The organism is Pantoea sp. S-LA4, from assembly GCF_054482835.1.
Genome location: NZ_JBTLRC010000004.1, coordinates 412,333 through 438,009 on the forward strand (window position 1 = coordinate 412,333; position 25,677 = coordinate 438,009).

Below are 25,677 nucleotides of genomic sequence, written 5' to 3' on the forward strand. Positions count from 1 at the left end.
GTAAACCTATCTATTCGGCTTATGCTGCGTAGCGGGGTGAGGCGTATAGGATTGGAATGAGGAAGTCGGTTTCTACAGACCATTACAGCGTATTCACAGCTGACCCATAAAAATCCCGCCGTAGCGGGTTTATTCAGGCAGAAGCTTAATTTGTGCTTATCAGGATTTGCGCCAGTTCGCGGATCTCTTCGAGTTCGTCAGGTTCAACCTTACGGATAAACTTTGCACCAGGCGCTTTCCAGTCCTTATGACAGACTTGACCGACCAGTGCAGCGCTTCTTACATCACCAACAAGCTCAACCTCAAACGGATAGCCTTTAATTTTCGTTGTAACAGGCACACAGATTAAAACACCGGTTGCATTGTAACTTATGCTGCTCAGAACGACGGCGGGTCTATGTCCCGCCTGTTCGTGTCCTGCTTGCGGGTCAACATCAAGCCAGATTAAATCACCAGCGGCAGGAATATAGCGCTTTACCCTTCGTTAATTTCCTTTCCAACCGGCGCGCGCCATTCGACAGCGTCGTGCATATTCTCCGGCGTGATTCGTGCAACTAATTCCGCGAGTGTTGGGCGTTTCTTAACCGCCCGAACAGTGAGTTGTCCCTCAACTACCGTGATTTCAACACGGTCGTCAACGTTGAGATTAGCCGCGCGCATGACATCTGCAGTTAACCGGATAGCCGGGCTGTTGCCCCATTTTTCACGGTTGCGATAGCCATCAATTTATCCTCGAAAGTTATACTGTGTATAAACTAGTAAGAGGCAAACAAGGTATCAACAACGGGTAACCATCAGGCAAATTCGTGCCCGGTATCGCCCAACTGATTGAAGTCATCCAGGGTTGCTACGCCGCCTTCGCGGTAAAATTGTATGCCTTTCAGCGAGCAGGCGATGCCCTTGCTGTTTTCTGACAGATGTAAAATTCAACAGATGCGTTGAACGTAGCAGCCTGAATACGGTATGCCTATGCTGACTACGCCCGCGCTGTCCCCGAAACAGACCGATCGCATCCTCTTTCCTGTCGCGGGGATCACTGTGGGATCAGTCAAAATAAGGTTTTAAAATCTCTTCAGTCCACTGCATAAATGCCCTGACGCGGCGCGATAAATTTCGCCGGTGCGCAACGACAAAAAAGGCGTTGAGCGGCCTGGGGCGCAGATCGGGAAGGATCTCAACCAGCGCACCGCGCTGGATATCGGGCGCGAGCGTGGAATAACCGCCCTGGATTAAGCCCAGACCCGCAATCCCGGCTTCATGATAAGCCGGTACGCTATTGACCCGCATGGCACCGGGCAGCATCAGCGATGTGTAGCCCTCACCCGCCGGATACTCCCATCCCTCCGGCTTAGCACCAAAAACTGGCGTGTAATGCACCATTCTGTGTCCCTGATTCAGCAGATCGTCAATCGAGTGTGGCACGCCGACGCGCGCCAGATAGTCCGGACTGGCTGCGTTGATCATGCGCAGCTGACCCAGTGGCCGGGCAATTAGCGTCTCATCAACGATCGGTCCCAGGCGAATTACCGCATCAAATCCTTCCTGAACCAGATCGACCCGGCGATCGGTACTGGAAAGCTCGATCTCCAGTTCCGGATGTGCTGCCAGCAACGGCGGCAGCGCGGGAAGGATCACACTTTGCGCCAGCACCGCGGGCATATCGATGCGTATCCGTCCCCGTAGTGACCTCTCGCCATGCGAGAACATTGAGTGTAATTCTTCTGCGTCTGAAAGCAGGTCGCAGGCACGCGTATAAAAAGCCCGGCCATCCTCAGTCAGCTGCACCGTTCGCGTTGTCCGGTGCAAGAGCGTCGCGCCAATTTCCTGTTCGAGTTCACGAACCACCAATGAAGCCCGTCCTTTCTGAATCCCCAGACTTTCTGCCGCCTGCGTAAAGCTCTTCATTTCCGCTACCCGCGCAAAGATGACCAGGGCCTCCAGATTTTTCATTGTTTTCTCTCAGAGTAACAGTGCGTTATTTATAGGGTTATTTATCACCCTGTTAAGAGTTAATAAACTCTTTTCACACCGCGCATCCCGCCAGGCTGATTAACCCGGCGGTCAGCCATCACGCGCGACAGCGCATCCAACCGCAAATGCACTGACCAGGAATGCCCGGTAAAAACGCAGCCGTCAGCTTACCCTGAATCTTCCAGGCTTCTGATTCAGCACTCTGTTTACCGTCTGTCCCCCTGTTTCTGTGCAGGCTCACACCTGCCTGAAACAATTCTGACCCAGGAGAAAGAGAAATGAATAAAGGTTATTTAATTGCACACGTCACGGTGTCGGACCCGGTTGCCTATGCCGAATATGCCCGCGCTGCCGGTGAAGCCATGCAGGACTTTGATCCAAAGATCATCGCCTGGTCCGGGCAGTATGAAAATCTGGAAGGAGAGTCTCATGAACGACATGTGGTTTTTGAGTTCGCTTCTTTTGCCGAAGCCAGGCGTTTTTACCAAAGCCCGGGTTATCAGGCAGCCCGGTTATTACGCGCAGGTGCCGCAACCGGAACTTTCGTGCTGGTTGAAGGGGCTGGCCTTTAAGGTACTTTGCGGACCTCATCGCAGGGCAACGCCCTCAACTCACCAGGTCCGGCGTCTGGGCTGAAAAAGGGCTGAAGGTATCCCGGCGCACCTGATGTCAGCGCCGGGCATCACCTTGATTTCACAGCCCGGCCCGCTGCCCTGATGCGCTGACAGCGCCACCGATTCTTCGTTTCGAACTGGGGGCTATACGCAGACGCTGTTGGTCAGGAAGGCAGGCGAAGGCCAAAAATATTGGCTCCCTGCTCGTGCCGGTAGTAAGCCGTGCCGCCGTGTAAGGCGGCGATTGCGCGCACTAATGAGAGTCCCAGCCCGCTGCCGGCGGTGTGACGGACGTTATCGCCGCGCCAGAATCGTTCGAATAACTTTTCTGGCTCCGCAAGCTCGTCACCGACGTTCGATACCTCAATCTCAACGTAGCCAGTCTGATGGGACGTGCTGACCCGAATCACGCCTTTCTCCGGCGAGTAGCGTATGGCGTTGATCAGCAGATTACTGATTGCACGCTGGAACAGCATTTTATCCGCGCTGAGATTCCCCGTGGCGTTGAGCTCAATAACCTTCTCCTGCTCTTCCGCAACCGGTTCAAGAAAGTCGATCAGCGCTTCCAGCGCATCATGCAGCGGGAAGTCCTGTTTATTGAGTCTGATATTGTGGTGCGTCGCACGCGCCAGAAAAAGAATGTTTTCAGTCAGCCGCGACAGGCTTTCCAGCTCTTCAATGTTGCCTTCAAGCAGCGTCTGGTATTCAGCGGCGGACCGTTGATGCCCCAGCGCGACCTGATTCTGGCCGAGCAACACATTAATCGGCGTGCGGATTTCGTGAGCCAGATCGTCGGCAAACTGAGTCAGACGGATAAAGTCCGTCGATAAGCGCTGGCGCATCGCATTAAGCGCGTTGCCAATCGGCAGCAGCTCCTGCGGGATCGCCTGAAGCGGCACCGGCTGATTTAACCGGTCGCTGGCCGTTTCTGCCACGATCTGACTTAACCGCCCTATCGCCCGCAGCCCTCTGCGAATCAGCAGCGGGCTGACGGCGGCGCACAGCAAAATGGCCGCCAGGGAAACCAGAATACTTTGCTGGCGATAACGCTCCAGCATCAGCGCTCGCTCCCGCGCGACCCGCGCAAGCGTAATGGTGACCGGCCCGAGCGATGAGTTTGCCTGCAGGCTTAACGCCGACGCTTCGGTATTGTCCGCACTGGTCCAGCGGTGCAGTTGTTTCGCATTGGGCGGGCTGTCGACCGGCGTCGGAGAGAGCACAGGCAACGTCACGCCGGTATGATTAATGCTGACGTTCTGTTCATGCTGCGATCGAATACTGAGAATGTCCTGACGAACATCGACCATCCGATTGAAGTAGAGCGGCAGCGAACTGGGATGGGCGCCATCTTCCAGCAACTGCCTTAACTGCGCCGCCCGGTTAATCAGCGTTTGATCGTCGCGCCAGACTAATTCGCTGCGTAAGGCGTTATAGAGGATCAGGCTGATGCCGCCGCAGGCCATCGCCATGATCAGCGTAAAAATCACCGTCAGCCGCAGCGTCAGAGAAGGGCTATACACCGTCGACCGCCTTCTCTGACAGGCAATATCCCATGCCCCTTACCGTGGTAATCAGCTTCTGAGGAAAGGGATCGTCAACTTTACGCCGCAGGCGGCGGATAGCGACATCGACGATGTTGGTTTCACTGTCAAAATTAACGCCCCAGATCTCGCTGGCCAGCAGCGTGCGCGGCAGAATCTCACCGTGACGGCTGGCGAGCAGCCATAACAGCATAAACTCTTTGCGCGTCAGCGTCAGAGTGACACCGTCACGTATAACCTGAAAACGGGCGGAGTCCATAACCAGATCGCCTACCCGCAGCACGCTACTGTGCGGTTGCTGCTGCCGAAGCTGATTCCTTACCCGAGCCAGCAGCTCAGCAAAGGAAAATGGCTTGACCAGGTAATCATTGGCACCCAGTTCCAGCCCTTTTACCCGGTCCTCGACGGAATCTCTGGCGGTCAGGCAGATAACCGGAATTTGACTGGCGGTACGCAGGGTTTTCAGCACCTGCCACCCGTCCATACCTGGTAGCATAATATCCAGTATCACCAGGCTATAAGGATACGACAGCCCAAGGTGCAGGCCATCCCGCCCGTCTGCGGCGTAATCCACGATATAGCCCGCTTCCTCCAGCCCCTTTCGCACCCAGGCGCTGGCCTTCTGATTATCTTCGATCAGTAATAGTTTCATCGGCGCAGTTTGCCATGAAATTTATGACCGCCCCAGCGTTTCAGCGCCAGATGACAATATGGTCATCTTCCTGACAGGCAGAAGGAAGCACCGTGCGGGTATAACAGCCGGGTGATTAACACCGGAGTATTAAAAAATGAAAAAGAGACTCACTGCCCTGGCCCTCGCCGCGCTGCTTGCCGTTCCCGCAGTCACCTTCGCTGCCAGTAAAAATCCGCTGAGCGTTCACGTACTGAACCAGCAAACCGGGCTGCCGGCCGCAGAGGTTGAGGTGATGCTGGAGCAGAAACAGGGAGAGAGCTGGAAAGTGCTGAATAGCGCCAGTACCGATCAGCAGGGCCGTATCAATGCCCTTTGGCCAGCCAGGCCGTTTGCAGCGGGCGACTATCGGGTGATTTTTAAAACCGGTCACTATTTCGCGGCACACCAACAGCAGAGTTTCTTCCCGGAAATCCCGGTGGAATTTCATATCACCGATACCACTACCCCCTATCACATTCCGTTGCTGCTGAGCCAGTACGGTTATTCCACCTATCGCGGGAGCTGAAAATAGATGAAACGTTTACTGCTGGCATTGATGCTGACAACCGGACCTGCCGTGGCACTCGCTGCTGAGCCAGCCACCGTTTATGACATGACCCAGGCGCTGAGCAACCAACTGGCCACCGAGGCCCTGTCTGCCTGCCATAGTATGAATCGTCAGGGTGTGGTGGCGGTGGTGGATCGTGGCGGAAATCTGGTCACGCTGATGCGGGATGATAACGTGGGGCCTCACAATACCCAGGCGGCCTGGCGTAAAGCGTTTACCGCGCTCTCCACCAAAACCCCGACCAGACAACTTGCCATTAAGGCGCAATCCTCACCGGAAAGCGTCAACCTGAACACGGTTAATGATCTGCTGCTGCTTGGCGGCGGCGTACCGGTGCAATATCGCGGTCAGTGGATCGGGGCTGTTGGCATGGCAGGCACCGGCGGCGCGGAGTCTGACGATCAATGCGGCACCGGAGCGATTCACAAAGTGCTGGGTAACAGCAAGCAACAGTAAAGAGGATTAAAGCGCGGGGAGGAAACTGTCTCCCCGCGCTGTTTTGATCAATAAGCCGCAGTCAGAATCTCTGCTTTGTGCAATACGCGGACCTTTCCCCCATAATAGTGAACTGATCGCACCACACCTGAATGACTGTTTGAAGTCACTCTTTCGCACCGGCTTATTAGGCTACACGCCGTCTGTTTATGCAGCCCGGCACGGCGTCGCGAGGCCAGCGTTAAACCGGTTTTACACTGAGGATGCCACCATGACGCCCTTTCATCAGCTTACTGCCACCAGCCTGCGTGGCCAGCCCATCTCTATGGCCGACTACGCTGGCAAGGTGGTGCTGGTGGTGAATACCGCCAGCCAGTGTGGATTCACGCCACAATATGCCGGTCTGGAGACGCTTTATAAGAAATACGCGGATCGAGGTCTGGTAGTGCTTGGGTTTCCCTGCAACCAGTTCGGTAAGCAGGAACCCGGTGGAGCGGACGAGATCGCGCAGACCTGCCACGTCAACTACGGTGTGAGCTTCCCGATGTTCGGGAAAGTGGAGGTCAACGGTGCCGCAGCGCATCCGCTGTTTCGTTATCTGAAAGAGGCATTGCCCGGCGTGCTGGGCGGGCGGATCAAGTGGAACTTCACTAAATTCCTGATTGGACGCAACGGTCAACCGCTCAGGCGGTTTGCACCGATCTCCACCCCGGAGAAAATGGAGGACGCAATCCTTGCTGCACTTGAAACGGATGCCCCGCTTTAATCTGCAACATTCAGATCGGTAAAGCGCGTCTGACCACCTGATGTGCAAGTGGGTTAACGCTTGTACTCTGTTCAACGCCGATTTTGCTCGCCGGGAACTTGCACAACATGATTTCCCGTAGCGCTCTGGACAGATGATAGTAGAACCGGCCTTCACATAAGCATCAGGACATAACGCTATTCATGCATTCCCTATGCGCTGAACTGCGCAGGCTATTTTCTTAGCGGGCATCGACTGCCTGTGTGCCTGATGCTGGTCAGTAAAGCGACCGCTGATAACGCAGTATGGGGCCGCGCAGGGGCTGGCGATCCTCGCGCAGCAGAGGTGCTCAGGCCCGCACTGCGGCGGCACGCCCGCCCAGAAAAAAAGCGGCCACATTTGACCGTGACAGCCTTTGTAAATTTAACCTTAACTGGCAGGCATTACAGCCAGTGTGCCAGGTTTGTCATTCACACCCTTCTTCGCTTAATTCTTATTACCAGGGCTGAAAGCCATTACAGATGAGGTGATCTTGAGTTAATTAACACCCTAATGCTTCACATTAGTCTTTTATGATAATTAAAGTCAGCAGATTTGGTATTGTAAGTTAATAAATATGACAACATTTTGAAAGAACCCATTAAGTGAAGCGTGATAATGGCAGACTCACGATTTCACTTTCACTGTATGCAGAGACGAACGAAGAATGTCCTGTTAACCAGCCACTACTGATAATAAACAGGGGAAACAGAGAATGAACTTATGTCCGGGCAAGTCTGGATGGGCAGGAAATTAAAGCGTGGATAAACCGACGTTATAAAAAAATCCATAGTCAAACAGGACTGCTATTCACGCTGTCAATCCTCTGGCAGCGTGAGTAACGGGTTTAATAACGCCCCAGGAAACGGGGCGGTCAGTATAAATAACAGGTCACTGTCAGACCAGGTCTGAGCTCGTAAACATTAGCCTTCGTGCTCGCCGCCTTCATGCTCGCCGCCTTCGTGCTCGCCACCTTCGTGCTCGCCACCTTCGTGCTCGCCACCTTCGTGCTCGCCACCTTCGTGCTCGCCACCTTCGTGCTCGCCACCTTCGTGCTCGCCGCCTTCGTGCTCACCGCCTGCGTACTCGCCACCTTCATGCTCGCCGCCTTCGTGCTCACCGCCTTCGTACTCGCCGCCTTCGTGTTCGCCACTCTGATAATTTATCGGCAGAGTTTCGGTTCGGCTATCCTGAACAGCGGCATAAGCAACCTGTCCCGATTGAGCCATGACAAAAATACCCACGCCAATCCATAATTTCATACGCATACTCTTTGATCTCCCTTCAGTGTTATCATCATCATCCCTAAGGATTTGTCTCGAAAAAGGATTATAACATGTTGGTCATAATAGCCGATTTACTGAGTTCAGGTGAAGTGAGCCTGCTTAGCGAGAAAATGCGTCATGTTAATTATGTCGATGGTCGCGTTACCGCTGGACGTGAGGCGCGACCGGTAAAAAGGAACGAACAAGTTTCCCGTACCGATCCGCAATTGGCAGAGATGCAGAAACTTATTAAAGATCGCCTGATGGGTAATGATCTGTTCCGGATGGCAACCCGGGCAAAAAATATTGTTCCCCCGATGTTCAGCCGCTACGAAAAAGGCATGGAATATGGAACCCATGTTGATAATTCGATCATGAGAGGAATGCGTACTGACGTTTCAGTCACCGTTTTCCTTTCAGATCCTGATCAATATGAAGGCGGTGAATTGATAATAGAGTCCGCAGCCGGTGAGCAGGGAATTAAACTCGCGGCGGGTTATGCCGTCACCTATCCCACGACCTCTTTGCACCGTGTAGCACCGGTGGTGTCTGGCGAGCGGTTAGCGGCTGTCACCTGGGTTCGCAGTTATATACGCGATGCCGCGCAGCGCGAAATACTTTTCGATCTGGACACTGCCCGCCACCGACTCTTCGATCAGTTAGGAAAAACGCCAGAGATGGATCTGCTGGCAAAAACGCAGTCAAACCTGATGCGGCGTTGGGTCGAGGACTAAGATAAGTTAAGCATATGTTGCAGGCATGGTACCCGTTACCTCTCTGGTGCGATCTCCGCGGCGACGTAGATACCTGCACGTTTTGCCTGATCGCTGGATGCGTCCTGGCATCCGCCTGACCGGGAAAGTGGACGCCAGGCCAACAGCAGTCTGCAAAACCCAATGAGCTGACCGGGGGCCGATCTCCCGCCCCCGGAAGTTGATACAACCATTGCCGTTTGACAACAGATATCGCTATCAGGCGGGCCTGGGCATCGAGGTTTTGCTGCAGATTCACTTCGGTATGAGCGGGCTGATGCCCGCTCGAATAGCGACACCCACCGTCAGACGTAACCCATCATTTTCAGCAGTGACTGCACCTGATTCATCGCTTCTGACCGATGCGACACGCCCAGCTTCTGATAGAGGTTACGGATGTGGGTTTTGATGGTAGTGGATGCTACCGCCAGTTCACCGGCAATCTGGTCGTTGCTGTAGCCGGAATAGATTAACCCCAGCACCTGCCATTCACGCTGCGTCAGCGGACTGGTACGGATCAGTTCCGGCACGTCAGGATGGTTAAGCAACCGGCTGACAAAGCCTTCATCAAAATGGGCGAACTTGTGACGGTGATATTTGTTGATCTCCAGCAGAATGCGTCGGGCGCGATGGTTATCCAGCTCATTCAGGGTATTCAGCTGAATCAGCTGACGCAGTTGCTGAGCCATCATCTCGCCTTCAATCACAAAATGACTGATAAAGCCGGTGCTGCGCGCCAGTTTTAACGCTTCGATCAGCGTGCGCTGGGCGTCGGCTTTGCGATCGGTTTGCCAGTAAATCTGGTTAAGCAGCAGCAGGTTACGGTTCAAATCACTCATCAGCCGCAGAGCGCGGGCATTTTCATTCAGCTCCTCCAGCACCACTTCCGCCTGGCTGACATCACCCAGTAAAATCTGCGCCCGGGCGATGTTGCGCCACTGTCCCTGCAGGAAATGGTTATTGGCAAAAGCCGGTTTCGGCGTTTGTCGCATCCAGTTGCTGGCGCTTTCGCTGTCGCCGGTCATCTGCCAGTAGATCACCCGCACTTTATCGGCATTAGCGATCCAGTCACTGTGCCAGTTGCCGTTATTCAGCAGGTTCTCCAGCCGGTTGAGATAGCTGCGGGCGTTATCTAAATTGCCACGCGCCAGCGAGCACTGCACCAGCAGCCCCAGACACTGGATCTGCTGTTGCGGCTGATAGCCGGTCAGCACCTTAATGCCTTCGCGTGCCGCCTGCTCTGCCTCCTCCAGTCGTCCCCACGCCCACAGCAGCTGAGCGCGAATCCGCAGCAGAAACTCGTGCAGCGGAAACTGCGCCAGATGCTGCTCGTCGACCAGTACAAAGGCCCGACTCTGAATTTCGTAAGCCGCCTGCAAAAAGCCCTGAGCAAACAAAATTTCACTCTGCTGAATCAGGCTCCACAGCGCGTAATGCCACGCCTCATCGCGGCGCGCCATCTGTTCAGTCTGACGCATCAGGCTGAGAGAGTTGTCTAAATCACCTTTGCAGTGCATCACCTCACCGTGTACCGAGGTAGCCACGATGCGGCTGTAGTGGCGGCTGGCAGGTAAAGTATCGAGCGCCACTTTCGCCAGGCGCTCGGCTTCATCGGTGTTGCCATCGTTGATCGCCACCTGAGCACGTAGCGCATTAAATTCGCCACGCAGCGCATCATCGATCTCGCAGCGGCTGGCCTGTTCAAAACGGGCCAGCAGACTGTCCACTTCAGAAAAGCGATGCTGACTCTGCATCAGCCACGCCTGCAGCAGCACCAGCATCGGGTTTTCCAGCATCATCTCCCACGGCAGCGCTTTCAGAGAGTTCTCCAGCAGCGGCAGCTCGCTCTGATTAAACAGCGTCCAGGCGTGCTTCAGCAGCACATCACGCAGCATACTGGCATCGCCGGAGGCCAGCGCATGATGGATCGCCTCGCCAGGAAAGCCCTGCGCCATCCAGCTTTCCGCTGCGGCGCGATGCAGTGCCGGCAGCTCCGCCGCCAGCTCCCACTGACAGCGCTGGCGCAGAAAATTACCAAACAGCGGATGGTAGCTGAACCAGCAGCCGGAATCGTCCATGCGCTGCAAAAACAGCCCCTGGCGCTCAATCTCTTCCAGCCGCATCTGGCCGTTTTCTTCGCGGGTGACACCGGCGATCAGCTCATCATTCATTGAGCGCAGCAACGCGGTTTTCAGTAAAAAGTGACGGGTTGGCAGGTCAACATTATCCAGCACCTCTTCCACCAGATAATCGGAGAGATGGCTGGCGTTAATGCCGGAAAGGCGGCGCGCCGAATCCTGCGCCGCACTGGCACCCTGGCGTGCCGACAGCACGATTAATTGCAGCGCGGTGGCCCAGCCCGCGACGTCATCACACAGTTTGCCGCTCTCCTCGCTTTCCAGCGGTGCAGCCAGCCGGCAGTCGAAAAACTGCCGTGCTTCCTGATGGGTAAAGGCCAGTTGCTGGCTGCCGAGTTCAATCAGCTGTTCACGCACCCGCAGGTTCGCGATGCCGAGCTGTGGCAGGTTGCGGGACAGCAGAATTAGCGTCAGATTTTCAGGCTGGTGACGCAGGAAAAAACGCATCGCGTCGTGAATAACCGGATTGGTGATCAAATGGTAGTCATCTACGATCAGCCACAGCGGCTGCTGCCACTCCACCAGCTCAATAAATAACTGAGAAAACAGGGCGTTGAGATTTACGTATTGCCGCTTCTGCGCCAGTAATTCGCTGCGCGGACAGCCGCCGTTGCTGGCCTGTTGCAGCGCCGCGATCAGGTAGTCGGCGAACCGCTCCGGCTGATTATCACCCTCATCTAAGGAATACCAGCCAAGATGATTTTTGCCCGCCGCCCACTGCGACACCAGCGTGGTTTTGCCGTAGCCCGCCGGACTGGTGATCAGCACCAGTCGGTAATTACCGGCAGCGGTCAGCTTTTGCAGCAATCTTTCACGGATGACGGTGCCTTCAAGGCGAACCGGGCGGCTGAGTTTAGAGGGTATTAACATGGGCGCACGTTTCTCCATTCACGTCGAGCGCATCATTATTTTACGCTTCGTAATTATTCCTTACACACGTTCAGCCATTCGCCTGGTGAATGCAAGTAAACCCATTAAGTAAACTTTACAAAAGCGCGCGCAATCACACTCTCGGCGCGCTTTCAGATTAGCCTCAGCCTCTCCACCCTCCCTATCCTCCTGGTCTAATTCGCTTCAGGAGGAGGAGCCTTTCCTGTCGCACGGGCACACTGATGCCACATTGACCATTACTGTTCTGACAGGACACTAACCATGACACAGCCCGAATTTAACCCTGAACATTTTACTGCTGCCCTGACGCGTCAGTGGCAACGGTTTGGCTTGCGCGATGCGCGTGAAATGACTCACGCCCATTGGTGGCAGGCGCTGAGCGGCGCGCTGGCCGATCTGCTGGCGGCTCAGCCTGCGATTGCGGCGGATAGCTCGCTGCGCCACGTCAATTACCTGTCGATGGAATTTCTGATTGGCCGGCTGACCGGCAACAACCTGCTGAATCTCGGCTGGTATAACGCGGTAAACGAGGCGCTGGCGACGTGGGATATCTCACTGACTGAGGTGCTGGAAAACGAAACCGATCCGGCGCTGGGTAACGGCGGCCTCGGACGCCTGGCCGCCTGTTTTCTCGACTCGATGGCAACGGTGGGACAACCCGCCATCGGCTACGGGCTGAACTACCAGTACGGTTTGTTCCGCCAGCGTTTCGAAGATGGCGCACAACATGAAACCCCCGATGACTGGCAGCGCGATCGCTATCCGTGGTTTAACCATAATGCGGCGCTGAATGTCGAAGTGGGCCTGGGTGGCAAAGTCACACCCGTTGACGGACGCCCGCACTGGCAACCGGCCTTCGTGCTGCAGGGCGAAGCCTGGGATCTGCCGGTGGTGGGATACCAGAACGGCATCAGCCAGCCGTTGCGCCTGTGGCAGGCGAAACATGCGCAGCCGTTCAATCTTAACCGCTTTAACGACGGTGATTTCCTGCGCGCTGAACAGCAGGGAATCGACGCTGAAAAACTGACTAAAGTGCTCTACCCGAATGACAATCATCAGAACGGCAAAAAACTGCGTCTGATGCAGCAATACTTCCAGTGCGCCTGTGCGCTGGCAGATATCCTGCGCCGCCATCATCAGGCCGGTCGCCGCATTGACACTCTGGCCGATCATGAAGTGATCCAGCTCAACGACACGCACCCGACGCTGGCGATCCCCGAGCTGATGCGCCTGCTGCTGGATGAACATCAGATGAGCTGGGATCGCGCCTGGCAGATTACCCAACAGACCTTTGCTTACACCAATCACACCCTGATGCCGGAAGCGCTGGAGTGCTGGGATGTGCGTCTGGTGCGCAGCCTGCTGCCGCGCCACATGATGATCATCAACACCCTCAACGCCCAGTTGAAAACGCAGGTTGAGGCACGCTGGCCGGGCGATGAGGCGAAATGGGCGAAGCTGGCGCTGGTGCATAACAACCAGCTGCGCATGGCGAACCTGTGCGTCACCAGCGGTTTTGCGGTGAACGGCGTGGCGGCACTGCACTCGAAGCTGGTGGTGCAGGATCTGTTTCCGGAGTATCACCAGCTGTGGCCGGAAAAATTCCATAACGTCACTAACGGCATCACGCCGCGTCGCTGGATCAATCAGTGCAACCCGGCGCTGAGCGCGTTAATCGACAAAACGCTGCAAAAACCCTGGCTGAACGATCTTGATGCGCTGCAGGGACTGGAGGCGTTTGCCGACGATGCAACGTTCCGTGCGGAATATCGCGCCATCAAACAGCAGAACAAAGTAGCGCTGGCGAAATGGGTCGCGGCGCGTACCGGGATCGAGATCGATCCTGAGGCGCTGTTCGACGTGCAGATTAAACGCCTGCATGAGTACAAACGTCAGCATCTGAGCCTGCTGCATATTATTGCGCTGTGGCAAACGCTGGTCACCGATCCGCAGGCCAATCGGGTACCGCGCGTGGTGCTGTTCGGGGCCAAAGCGGCACCGGGTTATGCGCTGGCGAAGAACATCATTTATGCCATCAACAAAGTCGCGGAAACCATCAACCAGGACCCGCGGGTCGGCAACCGTCTGAAAGTGGTGTTTGTGCCTGACTATAACGTTTCGGTGGCTGAGCGGCTGATCCCGGCGGCCGATCTCTCCGAGCAGATCTCCACCGCCGGTAAGGAAGCCTCCGGCACCGGCAACATGAAGCTGGCGCTCAACGGCGCGCTGACCATCGGTACGCTGGATGGCGCTAACGTTGAAATCGCCGAACAGGTTGGCAGCGAGAACATCTTTATCTTCGGTCACACCGTCGATCAGGTGGTGGCGTTAAAGGCCGACGGCTATGCCCCGGCGCAGTGGCGTAAGAAAGATCATCAGCTCAATCAGGTGCTGCAGGCGCTGGAAGATGGCACCTTCAGTCAGGGCGACTGTTCGGCGTTTGACGCTATGCTGCATAGCCTCGGCCCGGAAGGCGGCGATCCCTATCTGGTGCTGGCCGATTTCCAGCCCTACCTCGATGCGCAGGCGCAGGTGGAAGCGCTGTGGAGCGATCAGGATGGCTGGACACGCGCCACCATCCTGAATACCGCGCGTTGCGGCATGTTCAGTTCCGATCGTGCCATCCGCGACTATCAGCAGCGTATCTGGCAAGCCACGCGCTAAGGAACGGCATGAAAACCGAACAGGTACTGGACCCGTTTTCTCAGGCAGGTATTGCCGCCGAGTATATTAATGCCCACGGCCAGCCGCAGGCGATCCCGGCCGACACCCGCCAGCGTTTGCTGGCGGTGATGCAGCCGCCGCGACCGGCGACCACGCCGCTGCCGCCAGTGGTAATTTTTCGCAGTGGCGAGAGGCTGCGCCTCTCGCCACTGCTCAGCACGGAAGCGCACTGGCAGCTCACCCGCGAGACGGGTGAGATCACCGCGGGTCGCTGCCAGCCTGCGCAGTCGCTGTCGCTGCCACCGCTGGCTGAAGGTTATCATCAGCTGACGTTGCAGCAGGGGCATCAGCAGTGGACCTGCCAGCTGATTATCGCACCGGCACGCTGCTATGAGCCGCCGGCGCTGGTGGCGGGTCACGCTTTATGGGGCGCCTGCGTCCAGCTTTACACGCTGCGTTCGGCAGAGAACTGGGGCATCGGTGATTTCGGTGATTTACGCCGGATGCTGCCGGAGGTGGCGGCACGCGGTGGCGCGTTTATCGGTCTGAACCCGATCCATGCGCTGTTCCCGGCTTCACCCGACAGCGCCAGCCCTTACAGTCCCTCGTCCCGCCACTGGCTGAATGTGATTTACATCGATGTGAGCGCGGTGGCGGATTTTCAGCGTTCACCAGCGGCACAGGCTTGGTGGCAGCAGGCTGGAACGCAGCAGGCGCTGGAACAGGCACGTTCGGCTGAGTGGGTGGATTATCCGGCCGTTACCCGGCTAAAAATGGCTGCGCTTCGCTTAGCCTGGCCGCAGTTTATGCAGCGTGAGGCCGATGATACCGACGTGCGGGCGTTTAACGCCTTTATTCAGCAAGGCGGCGAAAGTCTGTTACATCAGGCGCTGTTTGATGCGCTGCATGCCGACCAGATGGCGCAGGATAGCCAGCGCTGGGGCTGGCCGGTGTGGCCAGAGGCGTTACAGCAACCCGACAGTCCGGCAGTGCAGCAGTTTCTGCACCAGCAAGGCGATCAGGTGCGTTTCTGGCTGTGGCTGCAGTGGCTGGCCGCAGAGCAGTTTGCCGCCTGCTGGCAGTGCAGTCAGCAGCAGCAGATGCCGATTGGACTCTATCGCGATCTGGCGGTCGGAGTGGCGCAAGGCGGGGCTGAAACCTGGAGCGAACGCCATCTCTATTGCCTCGATGCCAGCGTCGGCGCACCACCCGATATACTGGGCCCGCGCGGCCAGGACTGGGGCCTGCCGCCAATGGACCCGCAGGTGATGCAGCAGCGCGCCTGGCAGCCTTGGATTGCCCTGCTGCGCGCCAATATGCGCGACTGCGGCGCGTTGCGTATCGATCATGTGATGGCGTTACTGCGTCTGTGGTGGATCCCAGCCGGTCAGGGCGCCGCCAACGGCGCTTATGTCCACTATCCAATCGATGATTTACTGGCGATCCTGGCGCTGGAAAGTCAGCGTCACCGCTGCATGGTGATCGGTGAAGATCTTGGTACCGTTCCGGCAGAAATTGTCGATAAGCTGCGCGACGGCGGGGTTTACTCCTACAAGGTGCTCTATTTTGAGCAGGCCTCCGCGCAGGGTTTTCGTCCGCCGGCCGAGTGGCCGCGTCAGGCGATGGCCGTCGCCACCACCCACGATTTACCAACGCTGCGCGGCTGGTGGCAAAGCGACGATCTTACTCTTGGGGCGAAGCTCGGCCTCTATCCTGACAAAGTGGTGCTGGCGGGGTTATATCAGGATCGGTTGCGGGCGAAGCAGGCGTTGCTCAACAGCCTGCATCGGGTCGGCGCGCTGCCCAAACGTGCCGGACGCGATGCCCGTCGTACCCAGATGAGCAAAGCGCTGAACCGGGCGATGCAGCGTTATCTGGCGGACAGCCACAGTGCGTTGCTGGGTCTGCAACCGGAGGACTGGCTGGATATGGCGGCACCGGTCAATATTCCCGGCACCAGCGACGAGTATCCGAACTGGCGACGCAAGCTCAGCGCCACGCTGGAAACGCTGTTCAGCGATCCCGCTACCGACACGCTGCTGCGTGATCTGACGGCTCGCCGGAAAAGCCTTGTTAAGAGTTGACATCCTCCCCGCCCTAAAGGACGGGGATTCCTGCCGCGTTCAGACCAGAGCCTGACTCGCCTCGGTGGGTTCCTGCTTCAACGGGCGGCCTGACTGCACCATCCCTCCACAGGCAAGCACGGCATGTCCTGCCGCTAAAATATTACGAGCACCGTTGATATCAGCATTCGCGGTGTAGCCGCATATCTGGCACTCGAATTTACTTTGTGACTGACGATTATCCTTCGCTGTATGACCGCAGCAGGCGCAACGCTGGCTTGTGTATGCCGGAGGTATGGCAAGTACCTGACCACCGCGCCAGAGCTGCTTGTACTCAAGCTGACGACGCATTTCATACCAACCCTGATCCAGTATCGAGCGGTTCAGGCCAGATTTGGCTCGAACATTTCGCCCTGGCTGCTCTGCCGTGCCTTTTGCCGATTTCGACATGTTACTGACCTTCAAATCCTCAATGACGATCATCGCGTGGTTTTTGCTGATTTCACTGGTGACTTTGTGAAGGTAGTCGCGCCGGACATTGGCAATATGCGAGTGAAGACGCTGGATTTTTCGCTTCTGCTTCTGCCAGTTTACACTGAACTTTTCTTTGCGACTTAATTGTTTCTGGAGCACTGCCAGCTTGCGCTGGCTTGCTTTAAAACTGTTGACGGGCTGATATACCGTGCCATCTGAAAGCGTGGCGAGTTTCGTGACTCCGGCATCCAGTCCGACTATTGACTCTGCGTTGTGAACCGGATCAGCTACTTCATATTCCGTCTGGATACTGACGTACCATTTACCGCATGACTGGCTGACCGTGACGTTTTTCACTTCGCCGATGACTTCACGGCTATTGCGATAGCGTACCCATCCCAACTTTGGAAGCGATATACGATGGTTGGCCTGATCGAGCTTCACGCCTTGCGGGTAGCGGAATGCATCGTTTTGGCCGCGTTTCTTGAAACGAGGGAATGCAGCACGCTTCTGGAAGAAATTTTTGTAGCCGCGCTCCAGATCTTTCAGTGACTGCTGCAACGGCTGCGAGGGTGATTCTTTCAACCATTGCGTTTCAGGCGCAGATTTACACTCAATGAGCCATGAAGCCATTTTGGTGTAGGGGATATATTTATTCCCCGCGTCATGGTTTTCATTCTGAAGTGCCAGCGCACGGTTAAAAACGAACCGACAAGCCCCTGCGAAGCGCCGCATATCGCGCTCCTGCTGGCCATTTGGCCTTAACTGGAATTTGAAGGCTTGAAGTCGTTTCATGACTATCATTATACTTTGGTCTATGACAAAAGAAACTGATATTCGCCGGGGAAGACACTGCGTTTTCCTGATGCACGTTCACTTGGTATTCGTCACCAAATATCGACGAAAGATATTTGATCTGGATGCTATCGAAAAGCTACGCAGCTACTTTGCCAGCGTATGCGCTGATTTTGATGTTGAACTGGTTGAGATGGACGGCGAATGCGATCACGTGCATTTACTGATCAACTATCCGCCAAAGCTCGCAGTATCGAATCTGGTCAACAGTCTTAAGGGCGTATCCAGCAGGCTGCTTCGCCGTGACAGGCCGGACATCGCCCAACGCTATTACTACAAAGGCGTTTTGTGGACACCGAGTTATTTTGCAAGCAGTTGTGGCGGAGCGCCAATATTGATCATCCGGCAATACATTGAGCAGCAACAAACACCAGGTTAGTCGGAAAACCGCGCCTTATATCCCCGCCCTGAAGGACGGGGATATAAGGCGCATCTGATAAACGGCGTAAAACAGCGGCAACCTGATCGGGCGTAACAGCGCCAGTCGCGGCCGAGACGGTTAACTCCTCAAGTTCGTCATCTTCATCCCGGATAGCAATACCGTTACGGTTTAAAAACACCATCACAACGAAAAAAGCTGTTCGTTTATTGCCATCATTGAAAATATGTCCACGGGCGATAGCAACCAGGTAGAGTGCGGCCAGTGCATAAATATTTAATAAAGCTGATTTGTAGCCGATGGATAATCTCCTCTGCCCTTTCGGGATCAGGCATGCCTGGGACGCCCGGCAGCAGGGTCAACAAGCGATTATGGAAGCTTATCACCTCTGCGCGCTGACCCATTTCACCGATCGGCCAGCGCCTTAATGGTGCGGTCATGTCGTCCCATGATGCTGGCAAATTCAGCATCCAGTTTCGCCTCTTGCCACGCATTAAAGTCATTGCGGCTAATCAGCACGGCAGAAGAACCATCACGCCGGGTGATCTCAACCGGCTCACCAGCGGTAGCTTTTTCCATAACCTCAGCAATATTTTGCCGGGCCTGAGTTGTGGTAAAGGTGCGCATAAAACCCCCATCAATACTGTTCTGAAATGTACATAACAAAGGTACAACACAAGGATTATGATCTGTCTTCGGCAGTACGAGACTATCCATTATTAAGCGCTGGTCCAACGCTTAATCGGCTGGGGTATCAAAAAACAGGCAGAGTAGTCACCCGGGATAACAGCTGAAAGACTCCTCAGACAGGGGATTTCTGCCGCATAAAAAAGGTGCGCCGCAGCGCACCAGGTGGGACAACATCAGTATTGTCGGGGCCGCTTCACCCCTTGCCTTTAACACTACTGATAAAGGTCTGCCGGGCGGAAGTTGATCCCAGCCGCTCGGCTTCATCCAGCAGCTTCAGCGCCTTATCGATATTGCCGCTATCCACTGCCTGTTTAATCTTCTGATTAAAGTAACTTTCCGTGTCACTCATGATCGGTTCCGCTTTTGCCGCCGGTGCGGGGGCCGCTGCAGGCGCAGTACGATAGGCCGCCGCCGGAGCGGTGTTGCCGACCGTGACCGGACCCGGACCGGAAGAGCCAAACAGCGGGCCGACCAGAATTGATGATCCGGAACTGGTCTGCAGCTTCAGCTTCAGCGTCCCTTGACTGCTGTGGCGCGCAATCGGATCGGGAATATCCGGCACCGCGTGACCGGTGCCCTGCGCGTAAGCCTTGGCCGGATCAAGCAGCGTGGTGGTCTGTGTCAGATCCTGTTCGGTGGTAAACACCAGCAGGTAAATTTTTTGCTGGCCCAGCGCTGGCGTCAGTTTCATCACCCCTTCCAGCCGGTCCGCCGCCATCACGCCCGGTTTCTGGTAGGTGAAGTAGCGGCTCGGGAACCAGGCGGCGGGCCGCATATTTTCATCCAGCACCAGCACGTTCGGGGCGAAAACCTGATTGTTCGCCACTTCGCTGCTCAGCGTCACCGTCAGTTCACCGATGTTGGCTGGCAGACTAAAGGCCGCCACCGATCCGGCGATGTGCGGGGCATTCAGCGACTGTCCGCTGTTCGCCAGCTGGATAGTCTGGGTCTGAGAGGCAGCCAGCGGTTGCCAGCTCAGGCGTTGCAGCGTTTCGGGCGCCACCACCGGTGCGGACGAGAGATCCTGCGGCACCAGATTGACATCCGCCAGGGCGGGAAGAGCATGTCCGGCCAGTAACGCCGCGCTCAGGCAGAGTGCAGCCAGTTTTTTCATTTTCATTATGCCTACCTTATTGCAGGCCACGACGCGAACCAGGCAATGGCGCACCGTGACCCAAAAGTTCTGTCAGGCGCGCAACCGCGCCTGTGCTGGAGAGCGTCGGCTTACCACCAGATTTCCATCTGCGCACCGAAGGTAATCTCGTCGTTATCGCCACGGCTGTTAGTCAGGATGCCGTTACCGGTACTGTCTGCAGAGGCGAAGGTGGTGAGATCGCCGGAACTGTCTTTGCTGTAGCCCCACTTCTCATCCCATTTGGCGTAGGTCGCGAACACGCGCAGCGCCGGACGGGACCAGATGCTGTCACCGGCCTGCCACTGCTGCGCCAGCGTCACTTTATACTGGCCGTTGCGCTCGTTAGCCTGCTGCGACTTCACGTTGTCGTAGCCCAGCTCCAGCAGGGTGCTCATGATCGGCGTCCATTTGTACATCGGGCGCACGCCGACGGTGTACCACTCGGTGCCGCGGTTATTATCCAGATCGATATTCTGATACATCGCCACATACATCAGATCCCAGCGTTCCGCCAGCGAGATTGCGCCGTGGTCGAGGATGCGATACATGTCGCCGTTGTTGTTGAGACTGGTACCCTGCGGCACGCCTTTGCCCTGCGAGGTCAGCGCATCGGTGGCATACTGCAGCACAAATTTGTTGTAGCCCTTCAGCATGCTCTGGGTATGTTCAGCCGTGAACATCCAGCCATCTTTCGAGGCGCCATCTTCCAGACGGTAGTCGTCACGGGCGTTGGCACGACCGTAGTCGACCCCCAGTTCCAGCACGCCGTTGGTGTTGGTTTCCAGCCCGGCCAGACGCACGTCGAACACGTCGTTGGCGGTGCTGGTGGCGAAGTCACGGATACGATCGCTGGAGAAGGTGTAAGAGCCGCCCGCTTCAGACGAGCGGGTCGCGGCGAATGACAGCTTACCGAAACCGAGATCCACATCTTCCAGACCGGCACCCGGACCGGAGATATCCCAGTAGTAGAAGTCGATCATGTGAACGTCATGACGCTGATAGAAACGCTTACCGGCCCAGATGGTGGAACCGGGCAGCGCCTCGATCAGGTTTTTTCCCTTCACGTTGGCTTCACGGAAGGCCGGTGAGGTCGCTTCCCAGTCATTCTGCTGCGCCACGGAGTAGGCCACGTTGGTGTCGAAATAGAAGCTCTTATCGCCCTCTTTCCACACTTCCTGACCTAATTTTAATTCGGCGTAGGTTTCGCATTCGTTACCCAGACGGTATTTACTTTGAGCACCGGTGGCCTGAAAACATTGCTGTTCACCACCGCTGCCGGTCCAGCCGATGCCGGAACGGGCGTACCCGGTAAAATCAACCGCCATCGTCGGGGCGGAGAGGGTTCCCACCGCGACGGCAACGGCGAGGGGAAGTTTGCGCAGAGTTAACATTTTCTATCTCCTGAGGTCATTGCTTTTATTGTTTTGGCAGGGCTATACACCCGGCTCCTGATACAGTCTGCGACAGGCGCTCCCGTCCTCGCGGAACAGGTGACAGCGCTCGGGCGGCAGGCCGATACCGAGGATGGCGCCCTCTTTTACCAGCACGACGTCCTCCTGGCGGTAGACCAGGTTTTGACGAATGGCGGGAATCTGGATGTGGATCTGGGTTTCATGTCCCAGTTGCTCCACCACCTGCACTTCACCTTCAAGGGTGACGTCAGCGATATCGCTGGAGAGCAGATGTTCAGGGCGGATGCCCAGTGACATGTTGCTGCCGATCTGCACGCCTGCGCTGTCGACCGGCAGCCAGACCAGTTGCTGATTTGGCAGCCGGACCTGCACCTGATCGATGGCGGTGGCGGTCACTTTGACCGGCAGGAAATTCATTTTCGGTGAGCCGATAAAGCCGGCAACGAAGCGATTGGCGGGATAGTGATAGAGCTCCAGCGGCTTGCCCACCTGCGCGATGCGCCCGGCATCAAGCACCACAATCTTATCGGCCAGCGTCATCGCTTCGATCTGATCGTGCGTAACGTAAATCATGGTGCGCTTCAGGCGCTTATGCAGACGCGAGATCTCAATTCGCATCTGGACGCGCAGCGCCGCATCGAGGTTGGAGAGCGGCTCATCCAGCAGGAAAACCCGCGGTTCCGCCACCAGCGTCCGGCCAATCGCCACGCGCTGACGCTGCCCGCCGGATAACGCTTTAGGGCGACGGTCCAGCAGATGGGCCAGTTGCAGAATCTCCGCCACCTGATTCACCCGCTGATGAATTTCCGCTTTTTTCACCCCGGCCAGCTTCAGGCCAAAAGACATGTTTTCCGCCACCGACAGGTGCGGATAGAGCGCATAGGATTGAAACACCATGCCGATACCACGCTCGGCTGGCGGCACCTCATTCATGCGGCGGTCACCAATCAGCAGCTCCCCGCTGGTGATGGTTTCCAGTCCGGCAATCATGCGCAGCAGTGTTGATTTGCCACAGCCTGATGGGCCAACAAAAACGACAAATTCCCCTTCACGAATAGTGAGATCGATATCTTTCGACACCACCGTATCGCCCCAGGCTTTTGTGACATTGCGTAGCACAACGCTCGCCATGATCCCTTCCCTCTTAGCTGCTCATTCGTGTCTGCTCTCGGCAGACGGGTTGCGGGGCTTACTATGCGCAACGATGGCGGGGCTAACATCCTCCGCCGCAGCGCAACCTGCTGGGGGAGGAGACGGGAGGAGGAGAAAGCGCGGCTGACGCGGCAGCAGGCGGCCGCTGGCTGTTTTTTGTGATCGCTAACGCAGACCTGCCGGAATTTTTAGCCCGTATCCGGCCGCTTCGCCCGCTTTTTGCCAGCGCGATCACACCCCTCAGCTACAGGGCGTAGAGCGAAGGAGGATGAGAAGCGGTGACGGATGCGCACAATGTTGCCGGTAGAGCAATCACCGCTTCCGCAAACAGGATGGACTTATGACGATGAAAACCGGTGCACGAATTCTGGCCCTCTCTGCCCTCTCTGCCGTGCTGTTTTCAGCATCCGCAGTGGCAAAAATTGAGGAAGGCAAGTTGGTCATCTGGATCAACGGCGACAAAGGCTATAACGGCCTGGCCGAGGTCGGTAAGAAGTTTGAACAGGAGACCGGCATTAAAGTGACGGTGGAGCATCCTGACAAGATGGAAGAGAAGTATCCGCAGGTTGCCGCCACCGGCGATGGCCCGGATATCATCTTCTGGGCGCATGACCGCTTTGGCGGCTACGCCCAATCCGGCCTGCTGGCTGAGATCAGCCCGGACGCCAGCTTCCAGCAAAAAATCTTCCCTTTCACCTGGGATGCGGTGCGCTTCGACGGCAAGCTGATCGGTTATCCGATTTCGGTTGAATCCCTGTCGCTGATCTACAACAAAAAGCTGCTGCCACAACCGCCGAAAACCTGGGAAGAGATTGCCGGGCTCGATAAGCAACTGCGCGCCAAAGGCAAAAGCGCCATCATGTTTAACCTGCAGGAACCCTACTTCACCTGGCCGCTGCTGGCCGCCGGTGGCGCTTACGCCTTTAAGCTGAATGACGGACGCTATGACGTGAAAGATGTCGGGGTGGATAACGCCGGTGCCAAAGCGGGTATGCAGTTCCTGGTCGATCAGGTCAAAGCCAAAACCCTGAATGCTGACACCGACTATTCGATTGCTGAAGCCGCCTTCAACAAAGGGGAAACCGCCATGACCATTAACGGTCCCTGGGCGTGGAGCAACATCGATAAAAGCGGCATCGACTATGGCGTGGCTGAGTTACCCACGCTGAACGGCAAACCGTCAAAAGCCTTTGTCGGCGTGCTGAGTGCCGGGATCAACGCCGCCAGCCCGAACAAAGAGCTGGCGAAAGAGTTCCTGGAAAACTACCTGCTGACCGATGCCGGACTGGATGCGGTTAACAAAGACAAGCCGCTGGGTGCCGTGGCGCTGAAATCATTCCAGCAGACGCTGGAGAAAGATTCCCGCATTGCCGCCACCATGAGCAACGCCCGTCACGGCGATATCATGCCGAACATTCCACAAATGGCCGCGTTCTGGTACGCGATGCGCACCGCCACCCTGAATGCGCTGGGCGGTCGTCAGAGCGTGGATGCCGCACTGAAAGATGCCCAGGCGCGCCTGAAAAAGTAATTCACCCTTTACGGCCGGGGCAACCCGGCTTGAGTGACCGTTAAGGAAAACCGCATCATGTCAGGAAAACCGAAAACGCCGGGTCTGTTGATTAAAAGCGTTCTCATCGGGATCTGCTGTCTGCTGGTCGGCTATCTGCTGGTGCTGATGTACGCACAGGGCGAGTATCTGTTTGCACTGCTGACGCTGATTCTCAGTGCGCTCGGCCTGTGGATTTACGCTAATCGCCGCGCCTACGCCTGGCGCTATGTCTATCCCGGCGTGGCGGGAATGGCGCTGTTTGTGCTGTTTCCCCTCGCCTGTACCATCGCTATCGCTTTCACCAACTACAGCAGCACTAACCAGCTGACCTTTGAACGGGCGCAGCAGGTGCTGATGAGCCGTTCTTTCCAGTCGGGCGAGGCGGTTAATTTCTCGCTCTACCCGGCGGGCGACCGCTGGCAACTGGTGCTGAAGCAGGGCGAACAGCATTTTGTCTCGCCGCCGTTCCGTTTTGGCGGTGAACAGCAGCTGAAAATGCAGCCCGCCGCGCAACCGGCTGGCGAACGCGCCACGCTGCGGGTGATCACCGGTAATCGCCAGGCGCTGAGTCAGATCAGTGCGGAGTTGCCGGATGGCCGCCAGCTGCGCATGAGCTCGCTGCGCCAGTTCTCCGGGACCCAGCCGCTCTATCGGATGGGCGCGCAGGATGAACTGACCAACCAGCAGAGCGGCGTGCATTATCGCGCTAACCCACAAACCGGTTTTTATCAGGCGATTAATGCCGACGGCAGCTGGGCGAATGAAACCCTGAGCCCTGGCTTCACCGTCAACACCGGCTGGAAGAATTTCGTGCGGGTGTTTACCGACGAAGGGATTCAGAAGCCGTTCCTGGCGATCTTTGGCTGGACGCTGCTGTTCTCGCTGATCACCGTGGTGCTGACCGTGGCGGTCGGCATGGTGCTGGCCTGTCTGGTGCAGTGGGAGGCGCTGCGCGGCAAAGCGATTTATCGGGTGATGCTGATCCTGCCTTATGCAGTACCGGCGTTTATCTCGATCCTGATCTTTAAGGGGCTGTTCAACCAGAGCTTTGGCGAGATCAACGTGATGCTCAGCGCACTGTTTGGCGTTAAGCCCGCCTGGTTCAGCGATCCGACGCTGGCACGCACCATGCTGATTATCGTCAACACCTGGCTCGGTTATCCCTACATGATGATTCTCTGTATGGGACTGCTGAAGGCGATTCCGGACGATCTCTATGAAGCCTCGGCGATGGACGGTGCCGGACCGTTGCAGAACTTCTTCCTGATTACGCTGCCGCTGCTGCTCAAGCCGTTAATGCCGCTGATGATCGCCAGCTTCGCCTTTAACTTTAATAACTTTGTGCTGGTGCAGTTGCTGACCAACGGCGGACCGGATCGCATCGGGACCACCACGCCAGCGGGCTATACCGATCTGCTGGTCAACTACACCTGGCGCATCGCCTTTGAAGGCGGCGGCGGCCAGGACTTTGGACTGGCGGCGGCGATCGCTACCCTGATCTTCCTGCTGGTGGGTGCGCTGGCGGTGGTTAACCTCAAAGCGTCGCGGATGAAATTCGACTAACGGCCTGGCCCAACAGGCGTCATGGTTGCAGGCAGTCCGGACGCGAAGAGCGCGGAACAACCGGAAGCTGGGAGGTGAGGATTGTGAGCACTGCCCCGCTTCAGAC

General features: G+C 56.5%; 22 protein-coding genes and 1 pseudogene. 10 read left to right on the plus strand and 13 right to left on the minus strand.

The features are described 5' to 3' along the window. Window positions 1-145 precede the first annotated feature (145 nt). The 3 genes from mazF to ACX3P5_RS22455 all read right to left on the minus strand — a co-directional run bounded on the left by mazF (window position 146) and on the right by ACX3P5_RS22455 (window position 1,950). Entirely contained in the window at window positions 146-466 is a 321-nt protein-coding gene (mazF, locus tag ACX3P5_RS22445; RefSeq protein WP_458969482.1) for an endoribonuclease MazF, read from the minus strand. Between the two features lie 8 nt (window positions 467-474). Continuing rightward, complete coding sequence (locus tag ACX3P5_RS22450) at window positions 475-726, minus strand: AbrB/MazE/SpoVT family DNA-binding domain-containing protein (RefSeq protein WP_458969483.1); 252 nt, start codon at window positions 724-726, stop codon at window positions 475-477. A gap of 318 nt (window positions 727-1,044) precedes the next feature. Next, window positions 1,045-1,950, minus strand: a complete 906-nt coding sequence (locus ACX3P5_RS22455) for a LysR family transcriptional regulator (RefSeq protein WP_336756223.1) — start codon at window positions 1,948-1,950, stop codon at window positions 1,045-1,047. Window positions 1,951-2,249: 299 nt separating this feature from the next. Here ACX3P5_RS22455 and ACX3P5_RS22460 point away from each other — a divergent pair, with 299 nt between their 5' ends. After that, window positions 2,250-2,543: a DUF1330 domain-containing protein gene (locus ACX3P5_RS22460; RefSeq protein ID WP_233988682.1), complete on the plus strand. Its 294-nt coding sequence runs from the start codon at window positions 2,250-2,252 to the stop codon at window positions 2,541-2,543. Window positions 2,544-2,749: 206 nt separating this feature from the next. On the opposite strand, the gene ACX3P5_RS22465 is transcribed toward ACX3P5_RS22460, so the two are convergent. Beyond that, window positions 2,750-4,105: a heavy metal sensor histidine kinase gene (locus ACX3P5_RS22465; RefSeq protein ID WP_233988681.1), complete on the minus strand. Its 1,356-nt coding sequence runs from the start codon at window positions 4,103-4,105 to the stop codon at window positions 2,750-2,752. After that, window positions 4,098-4,778 carry a response regulator transcription factor HprR gene (gene hprR / locus ACX3P5_RS22470; RefSeq protein WP_336756224.1) on the minus strand — a complete coding sequence of 227 codons (681 nt, stop codon included), beginning with the start codon at window positions 4,776-4,778 and terminating at the stop codon, window positions 4,098-4,100. Before hprR ends, ACX3P5_RS22465 begins: the two co-directional genes overlap by 8 nt. A gap of 136 nt (window positions 4,779-4,914) precedes the next feature. On the opposite strand from hprR, the gene uraH reads away from it, so the two are divergent. The 3 genes from uraH to ACX3P5_RS22485 all read left to right on the plus strand — a co-directional run bounded on the left by uraH (window position 4,915) and on the right by ACX3P5_RS22485 (window position 6,568). Next, a complete protein-coding gene (gene uraH / locus ACX3P5_RS22475; RefSeq protein WP_233988679.1) occupies window positions 4,915-5,325 on the plus strand; it encodes a hydroxyisourate hydrolase in 411 nt (136 codons plus the stop codon). A 6-nt stretch (window positions 5,326-5,331) separates the two neighbouring features. Next, window positions 5,332-5,823: a GlcG/HbpS family heme-binding protein gene (locus tag ACX3P5_RS22480; RefSeq protein WP_458969432.1), complete on the plus strand. Its 492-nt coding sequence runs from the start codon at window positions 5,332-5,334 to the stop codon at window positions 5,821-5,823. Between the two features lie 250 nt (window positions 5,824-6,073). Next, window positions 6,074-6,568 (plus strand): glutathione peroxidase, encoded by a 495-nt coding sequence (locus tag ACX3P5_RS22485; RefSeq protein ID WP_233988677.1) that lies wholly within the window; start codon window positions 6,074-6,076, stop codon window positions 6,566-6,568. A 941-nt stretch (window positions 6,569-7,509) separates the two neighbouring features. Here the strand turns inward: ACX3P5_RS22485 and ACX3P5_RS22490 are convergent. Next, window positions 7,510-7,854 (minus strand): hypothetical protein, encoded by a 345-nt coding sequence (locus tag ACX3P5_RS22490; RefSeq protein ID WP_458969433.1) that lies wholly within the window; start codon window positions 7,852-7,854, stop codon window positions 7,510-7,512. Window positions 7,855-7,922: 68 nt separating this feature from the next. Here ACX3P5_RS22490 and ACX3P5_RS22495 point away from each other — a divergent pair, with 68 nt between their 5' ends. Further along, window positions 7,923-8,585 (plus strand): Fe2+-dependent dioxygenase, encoded by a 663-nt coding sequence (locus ACX3P5_RS22495; RefSeq protein ID WP_458969434.1) that lies wholly within the window; start codon window positions 7,923-7,925, stop codon window positions 8,583-8,585. A gap of 323 nt (window positions 8,586-8,908) precedes the next feature. On the opposite strand, the gene malT is transcribed toward ACX3P5_RS22495, so the two are convergent. Further along, window positions 8,909-11,611, minus strand: a complete 2,703-nt coding sequence (gene malT / locus ACX3P5_RS22500) for an HTH-type transcriptional regulator MalT (protein ID WP_233988674.1) — start codon at window positions 11,609-11,611, stop codon at window positions 8,909-8,911. A 282-nt stretch (window positions 11,612-11,893) separates the two neighbouring features. On the opposite strand from malT, the gene malP reads away from it, so the two are divergent. Together malP and malQ are read left to right on the plus strand one after the other, a co-directional pair. Beyond that, window positions 11,894-14,296 (plus strand): maltodextrin phosphorylase, encoded by a 2,403-nt coding sequence (malP, locus tag ACX3P5_RS22505; protein WP_458969435.1) that lies wholly within the window; start codon window positions 11,894-11,896, stop codon window positions 14,294-14,296. A gap of 8 nt (window positions 14,297-14,304) precedes the next feature. Then, the gene (gene malQ / locus ACX3P5_RS22510) at window positions 14,305-16,380 is read left to right on the plus strand and encodes a 4-alpha-glucanotransferase (protein WP_458969436.1); all 2,076 of its coding nucleotides are present in this window, start codon (window positions 14,305-14,307) and stop codon (window positions 16,378-16,380) included. Window positions 16,381-16,419: 39 nt separating this feature from the next. Here the strand turns inward: malQ and ACX3P5_RS22515 are convergent, their stop codons facing one another. Next, window positions 16,420-17,628, minus strand: a complete 1,209-nt coding sequence (locus tag ACX3P5_RS22515; protein ID WP_458969437.1) for an RNA-guided endonuclease InsQ/TnpB family protein — start codon at window positions 17,626-17,628, stop codon at window positions 16,420-16,422. A gap of 22 nt (window positions 17,629-17,650) precedes the next feature. Between ACX3P5_RS22515 and tnpA the strand changes: the two genes are divergently transcribed. Further along, window positions 17,651-18,067 (plus strand): IS200/IS605 family transposase, encoded by a 417-nt coding sequence (gene tnpA, locus ACX3P5_RS22520; protein ID WP_458969484.1) that lies wholly within the window; start codon window positions 17,651-17,653, stop codon window positions 18,065-18,067. A 64-nt stretch (window positions 18,068-18,131) separates the two neighbouring features. On the opposite strand, the pseudogene ACX3P5_RS22525 reads toward tnpA, so the two are convergent. The 5 genes and pseudogenes from ACX3P5_RS22525 to malK form a co-directional block, all read right to left on the minus strand. Continuing rightward, a pseudogene (locus tag ACX3P5_RS22525) lies at window positions 18,132-18,476 on the minus strand (type II toxin-antitoxin system death-on-curing family toxin); the annotation flags it as partial. Continuing rightward, entirely contained in the window at window positions 18,473-18,694 is a 222-nt protein-coding gene (locus tag ACX3P5_RS22530; protein ID WP_458969438.1) for a type II toxin-antitoxin system Phd/YefM family antitoxin, read from the minus strand. The pseudogene ACX3P5_RS22525 and the gene ACX3P5_RS22530, both read right to left, overlap by 4 nt. A gap of 256 nt (window positions 18,695-18,950) precedes the next feature. After that, the gene (gene malM / locus ACX3P5_RS22535; RefSeq protein ID WP_233988668.1) at window positions 18,951-19,877 is read right to left on the minus strand and encodes a maltose operon protein MalM; all 927 of its coding nucleotides are present in this window, start codon (window positions 19,875-19,877) and stop codon (window positions 18,951-18,953) included. A 104-nt stretch (window positions 19,878-19,981) separates the two neighbouring features. Further along, on the minus strand, window positions 19,982-21,283 hold the full coding sequence (locus ACX3P5_RS22540; protein WP_233988667.1) for a maltoporin: 1,302 nt from the start codon (window positions 21,281-21,283) through the stop codon (window positions 19,982-19,984). Between the two features lie 42 nt (window positions 21,284-21,325). Beyond that, window positions 21,326-22,435, minus strand: coding sequence for a maltose/maltodextrin ABC transporter ATP-binding protein MalK (gene malK, locus ACX3P5_RS22545; RefSeq protein WP_233988666.1), 1,110 nt, complete (start codon window positions 22,433-22,435; stop codon window positions 21,326-21,328). Between the two features lie 361 nt (window positions 22,436-22,796). Between malK and malE the strand changes: the two genes are divergently transcribed. Together malE and malF are read left to right on the plus strand one after the other, a co-directional pair. After that, a complete protein-coding gene (gene malE, locus ACX3P5_RS22550; protein WP_336756234.1) occupies window positions 22,797-23,987 on the plus strand; it encodes a maltose/maltodextrin ABC transporter substrate-binding protein MalE in 1,191 nt (396 codons plus the stop codon). 57 nt (window positions 23,988-24,044) lie between these two features. Continuing rightward, complete coding sequence (gene malF / locus ACX3P5_RS22555; protein WP_233988664.1) at window positions 24,045-25,571, plus strand: maltose ABC transporter permease MalF; 1,527 nt, start codon at window positions 24,045-24,047, stop codon at window positions 25,569-25,571. Window positions 25,572-25,677 lie beyond the last annotated feature (106 nt).